Raw genomic sequence first — 11,463 nt, 5'->3', positions numbered from 1 at the left:
GTGTGGGGGGCGGGCAGGGCGAGCAGGCCGGCGATGAACGCGGTGACGGCGGGGCGGGCGAGGCCGGTCATGAGGTCGAAGTCGGGGTGGGCGGCGGGCAGTGCGGCGGCCACGGCGGCTTCGGCGCGGGGGCGGTGCCGTTGGGTGGTGCCGGGGCCGATGAGGGGGGTGGTGAGGTGGTGCAGCCGGTCGGTGTCGGCGGGGCCGGGGTTGAGGTGGGCGTCGTCGAGGGGGACGACGTGGCAGAGCGGTGGGTTGCCCCAGATGTCCTGGGCGGAGGCGAGGAGGTGGAACTGGGGGCCGGGGGTGTCGGGGTGGCGGGAGCCGAGGCCGGGGTGGCCGAGGAGGGTGCGGGCGGTGGCGTGGTGGGCGGTGACCCAGGGGCCCAGGGCGCTCTGGGTGAGGGGGCCTTGGGCGCGGAGGGCGCGGCCGTGGGCGTGCGGGTCGGCGGTTTCGGGGCGCAGGAGCAGGAGGGCGTAGGGGTCGGCGTAGGAGGCGTAGATGTGGTGCATGCCGCGGATGGTGAGGAGGTGGCGGCCGAGTTCGCGGTTCTGCAGGGTGATCACCGGGGCCTCCGGGGGGAGAGCGGGGCGGGGTCGGTCCGGGCCGGGGGGCGGGCCAGGGTCAGGGGTGCCGGTGGGCGTGGGTGGTGATGGCGTCGGCGAGGACGGGGTGGACCGCGCTGGTGAGGGCGTGCCCCATGCCGGGGACCTCCAGCAGGCGGGAGCCGGGGATGAGGTCGGCGAGGTGGCGGCCGTGCGGTGCCGGGGCGATGGGGTCGGCGCCGGCCTGGATGACGAGGGTGGGTGCGGTGACGCGGGTGAGTTCGGCGCCGCGGGTGAGCGGGGGCAGGGTGAGCATGTGGTGGGCGGTGGGTTCGTGGATGCTGCCGGAGTGGTCGATGTCGGCCTGTTCCCAGCGGCGGACCTCGTCGGGGTCGAAGGGGAGTTCGTCTCCGGCGAGCATGCGCCATTTGGTGACGCGGCGGTCGAGTTCGGTGTCGCGGTCGGCGGCGGGGGGCAGCGCGAGCATGTCGAGGAACCGGCGGGTGGGCAGTGGCAGGCCGTCGGGTGCGGGGGTGCCGGCGAGGGCGTGTTCGATGTTGGCGTCGAAGTCGACGTCGAGGGCGCCGCCGAGCATCAAGGTGAGGGTGCGCAGCCGGTCGGGGTGGTCCAGTGCGATGAGCTGGGCGATGGTGGCGCCCATGGACAGGCCGGCGACGTGGGCGGCCGGTATCTCCCAGGCGTCCAGGACGGCGATGGCGTCGGCGGCGAGTTCGTCGAAGCCGTAGGGGTGCCGGGTGAAGTCGCGGTGGGTGGAGCGGCCGGTGTCGCGGTGGTCGTAGCGGATGACGTGCAGGCCGCCGGCGGCGAGCAGGTCGACGAGTTCGCGTGGCCAGCCCATGGCGGAGAGATTGCCGCCCATGATGAGCAGGAGGGTGGGGTGGCGGGGGTCGCCGGTGGCCTCGCTCCACAGTTTGACGTCGCCGGCGGGGATGGTGCGTTCGGTCATGTGGTTCTCCCGGTGGGGTGCGGGGCCAGGACGAGGAAGGAGAAGTCGAACGGCACGGAGGGGGATTGCAGGACGGCGGCGCGTTCGATGGTGAGGCCGGCGGAGGCGGCCAGGGCGGCCCATTCTTCGCGGGTGCGGACCCGGCCGCCCATGAAGACGAGCATCCGCAGGTCCAGGAGGCTGAAGACGGGGTCGGAGCCGGTGTTGGGGACGTCGGCGCGCTCGTAGAGGAGGATGCGTCCGCCGGGGCGCAGGGCGGCGCGGCAGTGCGCCAGGATGCGGCGGGCGTCGTCGTCGTGCCAGTTGAGCAGGACGAAGGAGAGGGTGACGGCGTCGGCGGTGGCGGGGAAGGGGGTGAAGAAGTCGTGGTCGAGGACGTCGATGCGGTCGCGGTGCTCGTGGCCGGCGAGGCGGGCGCGGGCGGTGGCGGCGGGGCCGGGGAGTTCGAGGAGGGTGCCGTGGACGTGCGGGGCGGCGCGGGTGAGGGCGGCGAGCAGGCCGCCGGTGCCGCCGCCGGCGTCGATGACGTGCTGGACGCCGGTCCAGTCGTAGGCGGCGAGGGGGGCGTCGAACACCACGCCGTCGTCGCAGGCCATGAGGGCGTCGAAGGACGCGGCGAGGGCGGGGTCGGCGGCCAGGTCGTCCCAGAAGGGGCGGCCGTGCATGGTGGCGTAGGCGGGGCGGCCGGTGCGGACGGCGTCGAGGAGGTGGACGAAGGCGAGGTCGGCGCGGGAGACGGCGCCGTTGAGGTCGAGCCAGTCGCGTTGGCGGGCGGGGTGGCCGGCGGCGAGCAGGTCGCCGATGGGGGTGGTGGCCAGCCGGCCGGGGGCGGTTTCGGTCAGGACGCCGTGGATGACGAGGTGCCGGGTGAGGCGGCGCAGCGCGTCGTGGTCGGTTCCGGTGGCGGTGGCGAGGCCGGTGGTGCTGGTGGTGCCGGCGTGGATGTGGTCGACGAGGCGGAGGGTGGCGGCGACGCGCAGGGCCATGGGGGTGAGCAGGTCGCTGAGCCGCAGCAGGGTCTGCAGTTCGCGCCGGTCGGTGGGGCCGGCGGGGGTGGGGGCGGCCACGTGGTCCTCTCCTTCGGGAGGGGGTGCGGTGGGCGGGGGTGGAGGGGCCGCCCCGGCCGAGGGCCGTGCGGCCGTGGTGGCCGCTCCCCCGGTCCGGGCGGTGGGCGTTCGGGGGGTTCCCCGCGCTCCGCGGCCGCTCGGGCGGTCGTACCCGCTCGGCAGCCGCTCGGGCGGTCATTCCCGCTCCGCAGCCGCTCGGGCTGAGCCGGCCTCCTCAGCGCCGCCAGCCGTCCTCGTCGGGCCACGGCTCGCCGAGCTGCCGGTAGGTGCCCAGGTAGTCGGGCCAGTCGCGGTGGTCGCGGATCTTGCCGTCGCGGCAGCGGATGAGGTGGATCTGCTCGCCGGAGAAGCGCCGGCCGGTGGCCGGCATGCCGACGAGGTTGCCGACCTGCCGGCCGTAGAGGACGAGGCGGGCGCGGCACCAGTCGCCGCGTTCCTCGATGCCGATCTCGTCGAGGAACGCGTCGTCGGAGAAGGTGGCCTTGAGCCATTTCACGGCGAGCGCGAATGCGTCGGGGCCGCGCAGGTTGGAGTGTTCCAGCGCGCCGGGATTGAGGTATTCGGGGTGGATGAATTCGTCGACGTCGTCCACTTTTCCGGTGTTGTAGGCATTGACCATGCGGCGGACGACCTCGATGTTGCTCACGACCACTCCCCGTTCTCCGAATATTTCTCGTCATTCCGGATGGTGTGCGCCGGCCGCGCGAGGTTCGCCGTTCGGATTTCCGGCGCGGATTCCCGTCCCATTGTGGTGGGCGGGATCGGCCGGAACAAGGGGCGAAAAACGGGCTGCGCGGATATTCGAGTGTTTTGCCGGTTGCGGTCGAGTGTCGCTCCAGGCGGGTTCGACCCGCGGGCGGTCTGATGAGTGTCGTCCGTTCCGCCGCGGGCGGGCGCCCGCGGCGGCACTCCCCCGCGGCGCGCCGCGACCGTTCGACCGCACTGGAGCACGCATGGACCAGAACTCGTACAAGGCGGAGGTGACGGAGGCGTTCAACCAGGCCGCGGCGCGGTACGACCGGATGGGCGTCGAGTTCTTCACCCCCATGGGCCGGCGCCTGGTGGAGCGGGCCGCGCTGCGCCGCGGCGACCGGGTGCTCGACGTCGGCTGCGGGCGGGGCGCGTGCGTGTTCCCGGCCGCGGCGGTGGTCGGGCCGCGCGGCCGGGTCCTGGGCGTCGACATCGCTCCCGCGATGATCGAGGCCGCGGCGGCCGAGGCCGAGCGGCGGCGGATCCGCAACGTCGAACTTCGGGTGATGGACGCCGAGTACCCGGAGCTGCCCGAGCGGTCCTTCGACGCCGTGCTGGGCAGCTACAGCGTCATCTTCCTCCCCGACGCCCCGGCGGCGCTGGCCCGCTACGCGCGCCTGCTCGTGCGCCGTGGCCGCATCGCGTTCACCAGCCCGGTGTTCACCGACGACACCTTCCCGTTCCTGCCGCCGGTGTTCGCCGACCTCATCCCGCGGTCGCTGCTGCGCGGCCTGCCGCCGCAGTGGCAGCCCGACGCGCTGCGCCGCCGCTTCAACGGCTGGCTGCAGGAGGTCGGCGACCTGGAGGCGACCATGCACCGGGCCGGGTTCCGCGACGTCGACGTGGTGGACGAGCCCGTCCACCTGGTCACGGCGTCCGGCGAGACGTGGGTGGACTGGTCGCACACCCAGGGCATGCGGCTGCTGTGGGAGCACCTGGGACCGGCCGAGCGGCAGCGGCTACGCGAGACGCTGATCGCCGGGCTCGACGCGCTGCGCGACGGCGACGGGCCGCTGGTGATCGAGACGCCCGTGCGGTTCGTGACCGCGACCGCCGCCTAGCGTTCCGAGTCGTTGATTCGATGAAGATGGGCGGTGATGGCCTCGGAGATCCCTTCGGCGGTCCGCACCCATCCGAACGGCCCGGGGGTCCGCATTCCAGTCGTCGGTCCATGACCGCAGGCGGCCGTCTGGCCGAGCCCGGACCGGGCGGCCGTGAGCGATCAGCGGCCGGGGTACCGGGCGGCCGGTCGTGCCCGGTCACGGCACCGAGCACGTGGAACCGCCGGCAGGGGGCACGCCACAGCCCGGGCGCCGGTGCGCGGCCGGGGCCGGCCGGCGGGTCCCTCGCCAGGGCGGCGGCGATCCGGTCATGAGGTCCCCGATCGCCTGCGGCCACCGACCGTAAAGGGAATCACCCGCCCGGCTCCCGGCCGCGCTCCCCCGCCCGCCGCAAGGGGCGGGCGAAGTGGTCACCGCCCGGCCGGGCGGTGACCCTCGGCGCGCAGGGCCGCCAGCGCGGCGGCGGCCGACTCCCGGTCCGCCCGCGACGGCCCCGGGCGGGCCGGGAGCAGCGGAAGCACCGCGCTGCGGCCGGTGCGCACCGCCGGATGCCGCCGCGCCACCTGGGTGAGGCCCTGGCCGGGCCCGGCCTCCACGAGCAGGAACGCCCCGCTGGACAGCAGCGCGTCCAGCGCCGGCCAGAACAGCACCGGAGCGACCGGCTGGCGCGCCCAAAAGCCCGGGTCGGCGATCTGCGCCGCGCGCAGCGGCGCGGTGGTGTATCCGGAGTAGACGGGGATGTCGGGCGGACGGACCCGCACCGAGGCGAACAGCCGCTCCGCGCCGGCGGTGGCCGCGGCCACCGCCGGGCTGTGGAACGCCACCAGCGACGGCACCGGGCGGCAGGTGAAGCCGCGCTCGGCCAGGACCGCGGCGACGTCGGCGAGCGCGGGCGTGGGCCCGGCCAGCACGGTCTGGCGCGGCGCGTTGACGGCGCCGACGACCACGTCGCCGGCCAGGTGCGGGCCGAGTTCGTCGGGGCCGGCCGCGACCGCGAGCATCCCGCCCGGTGGGGCGTGCCGCAGTCGGCGCACCCGGTCGAGCACGATGGCGGCCGCGTCCGGCAGGTCGAACACGCCGGCCAGGGCGGCCGCGGCCAGCTCGCCGATGCTGTGCCCGAGCAGCGCGGCCGGGCGGATCCCCCAGCCGGCCACCAGGCGGCCGAGCGCGTAGTCCACCGCGAACAGCAGCGGCTGGGATCGGGTGACGTCGTCGATGGGCACGGTGGGCCGTTCGGCGACCCAGTCGGCGCGCAGCAGGGTGCCGTCCTTGCCCATGGCGGTGAACACCTCGTCCATGGCGGCGGAGAACACCGGCTCGTGCGGGTAGAGGCCGGCGGCCATCCGCACGTGCTGGGCGCCCTGGCCGGGCAGCAGCAGCGCGACGGGGCGCGGCCGGGCGGCGGCGTCCGCGGGCGCAGCGCCGTTCCCGGCGTGCTCGGTGTGGCCCGTGGTGGTCGGCATGGGGTCTCCTTTCTCCCGTTCGCTCGCTGTCGTGGTGGGGTTCGGCCGCCTGGGCGCGGGGGTGGTGCGGGGCCGCCGGGCCGGGCGCCGTTGCGCGGCGGCGGCCCCGCACCCGGTCAGGCGGCGGCGCGGCGCCGGTTGACCAGCTGGACGAACGCGGACGGGGTGTGGACGTCGGCGAGGTCGTCCTCGGGCAGCGCCACGTCGTACTGGCGGGAGACGCGGCTGGCGGCCTCCATGAGGGCGAGGGAGTCGTAGCCGAGCTGTTCGAAGTCGGCCTCGGCGATGTTGCCGGCGAGGTCGACCGTCTCGTCCTCGCCGGCGCACTCGCGCAGGATCCGGGTGAGGTCGTCGAGGGTGAACGGGGTGGGCGCGGTCATGGGGTCTGCCTTCCTTCGGGGGCGTGGGGGTGGTCGTCGTGGGGCGCGCGCACGACCATGGCGGAGTTGAAGCCGCCGAGTCCGCGCGCCACCACCAGGGCGGCGTGGCCGGTCAGCGGCCGGGGGGCGCCGGTGACGAGGTCGATGCGGTGCGCGGCGGCGGGGGCGGTGACGTTGGGGGTCGGCGGGGCGGCTCCGTCGCGCAGCGCCAGCAGGGCGGTGACGAGGTCGAGGGGCGCGCCGCCGGCGTAGATCCGCCCGGTGGCGGTCTTGGGTGCGGTGACGGGCACCCCGTGCGGGCCGAAGACGGCGGCGATCGCCTCGGCCTCGGCGCGGTCCAGTTCGGGGACCGCGGCGGCGTCGGCGAACACGACGGCGATGTCGGCCGGGCCCAGTCCGGCGTCGGCCAGGGCGTTCTCGATGGCGCGGGCCAGGTTGGCGGGCCGGCCGCTGCCGGGGCGGGGGTCGAACGCCGCGCCGTAACCGGCGATCTCGCCGTAGGAGCGCGCCCCGCGGTCGCGGGCGTGCGCGGCGTCCTCGACGGCCAGGATCGCGCCGCCCTCGCCGGGCACGTAGCCGGCCGCGTCGGGGTGGAACGGCAGGTAGGCGGCGGCGGGGTCGTCGCCGCGGCTGAGCAGGCCGGTGGCGAGCTGGGCGGCGATGCCGTAGGGCGACAGGGGGGCGTCCAGGCCGCCGGTGAGGACGAAGGGGGTGCCCTGGCGGACCTTGCGGCGGGCGTGGGCGACGGCGTCGAGGCCGCCGGCCTGTTCGGTGACGAACACGCCGGTGGGGCCGCGCATGTCGTGCCGGATGGAGATCTGGCCGGAGTTGACGGCGTAGAACCACGCGAAGGACATGTAGGCGCTGACGTGGCCGGGTCCCTGGCCCCACAGGTGCTGGAGTTCGCGCTGGCCGAACTCGAAACCGCCGGAGGAGGCGGCGGTGATGACGCCCATGTCGAGCGCGGCCAGGGTGCCGGGGCGCAGGCCGGCGTCGCGCACGGCCCAGTCGGCGGCGGTGAGGGCGAACCGGGTCATGCGGTCGGTCTGTGGCAGCAGCCGGCTGGGCACGTGGTCGGCGGGCACGTAGTCGCGGACCTCGCCGGCGACCCGCACGGGGTAGGGGTTGGCGCCGAGGCGGGTCAGCGGGCCGAGGGCGGAGCCGCCGGTGAGCGTCCGGGTCCAGAAGGTGTCCACGCCCAGGCCGGTGGGGGCGATGACGCCGATGCCGGTGACGGCGGCGCGGGTGGCGGTGGTCATGCGGCGGGTGCCTCCGCTCGGGTGAGGACCATGGCGCTCTGGAAGCCGCCGAAGCCGCTGCCGACCGTCAGGGCGGTGTCGACGCGGTGGTCGCGGGCGGTGAGGGGCACGTAGTCGAGATCGAGTTCGGGGTCGGGGTCGTGCAGGTTGGCGGTGGGCGGGATGACGCCGTGTTCGATGGCCAGGACGGTGGCGGCGATCTCGATCGAGCCGACGGCGCCGAGCGAGTGGCCGATGACGGCCTTGATGGAGCTGATGGGGACGCGGTGCGCGTGCGGGCCGAGGCTGCGTTTGATGGCGGCGGTCTCGTGGCGGTCGTTCTGCTTGGTGGCGGTGCCGTGGGCGTTGACGTAGTCGACGGCGGTGGCCGGGAGCCGTGACTCGTGCAGCGCGGCGGTGATGGCGGCGGCCATCTCGCGGCCGTCGGGGCGCAGGCCGGTCATGTGGTAGGCGTTTCCGCGGGAGGCGAAGCCGGTGATCTCGGCGCGGACGCGGGCGCCGCGGCGGCGGGCGGCGGCCAGGTCCTCCAGGACGAGGACGGCGGCTCCCTCGCCGAGGACGAACCCGTTGCGGGTGCGGTCGAAGGGCCGGGAGGCGTGCTGGGGGTCGTCGTTGCGGGGCGAGGTCGCCTTGATGGCGTCGAAGCAGGCGACGGTGATGGGGGCGATGGGGGCGTCGGTCCCCCCGGCGACCACGGCGTCGACGGTGCCCTCGCGGATGAGTTCGCAGGCGTAGCCGACGGCGTCGATGCCGGAGGTGCAGCCGGCGGAGACGACGGTGGCGGGGCCTTCGGCGCCGGTGAGCCAGGCGACCTCCGCGGCCATGGAGCTGGGGACGAAGTAGTCGTACAGTTCCGGGGCGCCGCGGGCGTGGTCGACGAGCCACGTCCGGCCGCTGTCGCTGATGTCGAGGTACTGCGATTCGAGTTTCTGGGTGCAGCCGACGGCGCTGCCGATGCTGACGCCGATGCGGTGGGCGGTGCCGGTGGTGCGGGGCAGTCCGCTGTCGGTGAGGGCTTCCCGGGCGGCGGCGAGCGCGAACTGGGTGGCGCGGTCGAGGCGGGCGGCGTCGTGGGGGGTGAGGCCGGCGTCTTCGGGGTGGAAGTCGCATTCGGCGGCGACGCGGGAGCGGAAGGGGGCGGGGTCGAAGGCGGTGATGAGGCGGGTGGCGGGGTCTCCGGAGACGATGCGTTTCCAGAAGGCGTCGGTGCCGCTGCCTCCGGGGGCGATGACGCCGATGCCCGTCACCGCGACGCGGCGGCGGCTCACGGCCGCTCCTGTTCGGCGGCCTGGGCGGTGGCGGTGCGGCGGGGGACGTAGAGGCCGGGGTCGCTGGTGCTGACCGCGCGCAGTGCGGCGGCGTGGGCGGCGAAGTCGGGGTGGGTGACGGCGGTGTGGAAGGCGCGGGCGTCGCGCCAGCGGGCGATGTTGAGGTAGCCGCCGGGGTTGTCGGCGTGCCGGGAGAGGGTGTATTCGAGAAAGCCGGGCTGGCGTTGCAGGAATCGGGCGGTCTCCGCGAATACCCGCTCGAATTCCTCCGGCGAGGTGTGCAGGGTGAATCTGTTGACGAAGATGACCGCGTTCTCCGCGATGCTGGATTCCTGATCCGACATTTCGGTGGTCTCCCTGGTTTCCGCGGACAATGGCCGCAGCTGTCCCGTCTTCTGTCGAATGTGCCGGGAGGGTCTCGCGATCGGCTCGAATACCACTGGACGGCCGCTGTTCGGAGCGTGTGGGGCGTTGACGAACGCCCGAACATGCGCGCGTGGTGCGGGGTCCAGCCCGAGCGGCTGCGGAGCGGGAAAAGGTCCGAGCGGCTGCGGAGCGGGAGAAGGTCCGAGCGGCTGCGGAGCGGGAGAGGCTCCGAGCGGGAGCAGGGTGGGAGAGCCCGTCCAGGCGGCCCCCGAAGGGTGAACCCCGGGCCGCCGCCGGCCCGGAGGCCCGTCCTGGGCCGGAGGCCGGATGCGGCTCAGTCCAGCCCGAACGGCTGCCCGATGTTGAGCTGCCAGGCGCGCCGCAGCGTCCAGGTCTGCATGGCCAGGTCCCAGCCGTCCACGTCGTCGGCCAGGTAGACGAGGGTCTGGGTGGAACGGGTGCGGGGCGGTTCCCGGCCGGCCATGATGTCGGCGAGGGTGGCGTGCGGATGCCCGGCCTGCCGGGCGGACGCGGCGGCGGTGACGCTGCGGTGCTTGGCGGTGTCGCCGGCGGGGACGGGCACCTGGGTGATGAGCAGCGCGCCGTCGGGGAGCCAGGCGGTGTCGACGGCGACGGCGTCGTGGTCGGTGGTCACGGCGACGATGTCGGCGCGGGCCACGGTTGCGCGGGGGCTGGTCTCGGCGGTGACGGCGATCCCGGTGCGCTGGGCTGCCGTGCCGGCGAGCCGGCGGGCGCGCGCGGTGTCACTGCTGTAGATGCGGACGACGCTGAGGGAGGGCAGGGCGCGGGTGAGGACGCTCAGCGCGGACCAGGCGGCGACGTCGGCGCCGAAGACGCCGAGGGACCGGGCGGCGGCGGGGGCGAGGTAGCGGGCGGCCAAGCCGGAGGGGACGGTGCGCCGCCAGGCGTCCAGCGTGTCGGCGGCGGCGAGCGCGAGGAGCGCGCCGTCGTCGGGGGCCACCAGCAGTTCGGCCAGGTCGGTGGCGTAGGGGCCGTGGGCCGGGCCGACGCGCAGGCCCACGCACAGTCCCTCGCGTTCGGGAGCGCGCAGGTGCAGGTTGAGGCCGGGGCCGCGCTGCGCCAGCGGCAGGGTGATCGACGTCGACCGGGCCGGGTGGGTGCCGAGCACGAGGTCCTGCGCGATCTGGAACGCCTGCTCCAGGAACTCCGGGTCGGCGAAGACCGTTTCCAGATCTCTCCGGGTCAGCAGGAGCGGCACGACATTCCTCCCGTCGCGGACAAATCTCTCCCCGGGTGGTCGATGCCGTGATATCGCAGTTCACCCCGGTCCGATTCGGCATAGCGTAAAGCAACGGGATTGCCGAGATGGAAGCCTCATGCGTGAAGGACCGGAAGCGGCCCTGGGCCGAAAGACTCTGGACAGCGCCACACGGTGGTGTGCCGCGTGGCGCCGGTCCCCCGCGCCGTGCCGGGCCGCGGCCCGGGCGGTCCTCCCCGCTCCGCAGCCGCTCGGACGGTCTCTCCCGCTCCGCAGCCGCTCGGGCTGGACGACCCCTCTCACACGATCGACAGGGCCCCGTCCAGCGCCAGCACCATCCCGGTCGCGTACTCCGCCTCGGGCCGGGCCAGCTGGGTGATCCACCACGCGACCTCCTCCGGCCGCCCCACCCTCCCGGCCGGGATCCGCTGCCGCATCTCGGCCAGGAACCCGGCATAGGCCTCCCCCGACATCCCGATCCGCTCGCCGACCCCGGTGTCGATCACGCCCGGCGCGACGGCGACCACCCGGATCCCGCGCGGCGCCAGCTCCACCGCCCAGCACCGCGTCAGGAAGTCCAGCCCCACCTTGCCGGCGCCGTGCACCGAGTTCGCCGGCCACGACCGCCGCCCCAGCGAGCCCGCCGAACTGACGTTGACCACCGTCCCGCCGTGGGCCGCCAGCGGCTCCACGGCCCGCTGGGTGAGGAAGATCGGCGCCACCAGGATCGTCTCCAGCTGCGCGCGCACCGAGTGCCGGTCGCACTCCTCCAGCCGGGCGAACCGGGCGGCGGTGGCGTTGTTCACCAGCACGTCGATCCGGCCGAACGCCGTCAGCGCCGTCGTCACGATGACGTCCGGGGCGTCGGGCGCGGTGATGTCGATCGCCAGGGTACGGATGCGCTCGTGGCCGCGGGCGGTCTCGGCGAGCGTCGCCTCGGTGCGGCCGACGACGAGGACGTCGGCGCCCTCGTCGGCGAACGCCCGCGCCGTGGCCCGCCCGATGCCCGTCCCGCCGCCGGTGATGACCACCGCGCGGTCGGCCGCGCGCTCATTCGATGTGTTCATGTATCCAGACCGTAGGCAGTGGCGCTCGAA

At 74.9% G+C, this 11,463-nt stretch carries 12 protein-coding genes; 1 reads left to right on the top strand and 11 read right to left on the bottom strand.

All coding sequences use genetic code 11. From position 1 onward, the window contains the following. The 4 genes from ACFQRF_RS24850 to ACFQRF_RS24835 form a co-directional block, all read right to left on the bottom strand. Positions 1-566: cytochrome P450 family protein (locus ACFQRF_RS24850; RefSeq protein WP_379873604.1), on the bottom strand; the 566-nt coding region annotated here is incomplete at its 3' end. 58 nt (positions 567-624) lie between these two features. Beyond that, positions 625-1,512: an alpha/beta fold hydrolase gene (locus ACFQRF_RS24845; RefSeq protein WP_379873603.1), complete on the bottom strand. Its 888-nt coding sequence runs from the start codon at positions 1,510-1,512 to the stop codon at positions 625-627. Further along, positions 1,509-2,579 carry a methyltransferase gene (locus ACFQRF_RS24840; RefSeq protein ID WP_379873602.1) on the bottom strand — a complete coding sequence of 357 codons (1,071 nt, stop codon included), beginning with the start codon at positions 2,577-2,579 and terminating at the stop codon, positions 1,509-1,511. Before ACFQRF_RS24840 ends, ACFQRF_RS24845 begins: the two co-directional genes overlap by 4 nt. A 214-nt stretch (positions 2,580-2,793) precedes the next feature. Continuing rightward, entirely contained in the window at positions 2,794-3,225 is a 432-nt protein-coding gene (locus ACFQRF_RS24835) for a SnoaL/DnrD family polyketide biosynthesis methyl ester cyclase (RefSeq protein WP_379873601.1), read from the bottom strand. A gap of 307 nt (positions 3,226-3,532) precedes the next feature. Here ACFQRF_RS24835 and ACFQRF_RS24830 point away from each other — a divergent pair, with 307 nt between their 5' ends. Further along, positions 3,533-4,390 (top strand): class I SAM-dependent methyltransferase, encoded by an 858-nt coding sequence (locus ACFQRF_RS24830; protein WP_379873600.1) that lies wholly within the window; start codon positions 3,533-3,535, stop codon positions 4,388-4,390. 410 nt (positions 4,391-4,800) lie between these two features. Here ACFQRF_RS24830 and ACFQRF_RS24825 read toward each other — a convergent pair whose 3' ends face one another. The 7 genes from ACFQRF_RS24825 to ACFQRF_RS24795 all read right to left on the bottom strand — a co-directional run bounded on the left by ACFQRF_RS24825 (position 4,801) and on the right by ACFQRF_RS24795 (position 11,433). Further along, positions 4,801-5,853, bottom strand: coding sequence for an acyltransferase domain-containing protein (locus tag ACFQRF_RS24825; RefSeq protein WP_379873599.1), 1,053 nt, complete (start codon positions 5,851-5,853; stop codon positions 4,801-4,803). Between the two features lie 116 nt (positions 5,854-5,969). Next, positions 5,970-6,233 (bottom strand): acyl carrier protein, encoded by a 264-nt coding sequence (locus ACFQRF_RS24820; RefSeq protein WP_379873598.1) that lies wholly within the window; start codon positions 6,231-6,233, stop codon positions 5,970-5,972. Further along, positions 6,230-7,492 carry a ketosynthase chain-length factor gene (locus ACFQRF_RS24815; RefSeq protein ID WP_379873597.1) on the bottom strand — a complete coding sequence of 421 codons (1,263 nt, stop codon included), beginning with the start codon at positions 7,490-7,492 and terminating at the stop codon, positions 6,230-6,232. Before ACFQRF_RS24815 ends, ACFQRF_RS24820 begins: the two co-directional genes overlap by 4 nt. Next, entirely contained in the window at positions 7,489-8,760 is a 1,272-nt protein-coding gene (locus ACFQRF_RS24810; protein WP_379873596.1) for a beta-ketoacyl-[acyl-carrier-protein] synthase family protein, read from the bottom strand. Before ACFQRF_RS24810 ends, ACFQRF_RS24815 begins: the two co-directional genes overlap by 4 nt. Next, entirely contained in the window at positions 8,757-9,104 is a 348-nt protein-coding gene (locus ACFQRF_RS24805) for an antibiotic biosynthesis monooxygenase family protein (protein ID WP_379873595.1), read from the bottom strand. Before ACFQRF_RS24805 ends, ACFQRF_RS24810 begins: the two co-directional genes overlap by 4 nt. A 356-nt stretch (positions 9,105-9,460) precedes the next feature. Continuing rightward, on the bottom strand, positions 9,461-10,366 hold the full coding sequence (locus tag ACFQRF_RS24800; RefSeq protein ID WP_379873594.1) for a hypothetical protein: 906 nt from the start codon (positions 10,364-10,366) through the stop codon (positions 9,461-9,463). Positions 10,367-10,665: 299 nt separating this feature from the next. After that, positions 10,666-11,433 (bottom strand): SDR family NAD(P)-dependent oxidoreductase, encoded by a 768-nt coding sequence (locus ACFQRF_RS24795; RefSeq protein WP_379873593.1) that lies wholly within the window; start codon positions 11,431-11,433, stop codon positions 10,666-10,668. Between the last annotated feature and the right edge of the window lie 30 nt (positions 11,434-11,463).

The sequence above is a fragment of the Marinactinospora rubrisoli genome (assembly GCF_042664915.1).
GTDB classification, from domain to species: Bacteria; Actinomycetota; Actinomycetes; order Streptosporangiales; family Streptosporangiaceae; genus Marinitenerispora; species Marinitenerispora rubrisoli.
This window is presented reverse-complemented; position numbering and strand designations above follow the sequence as displayed.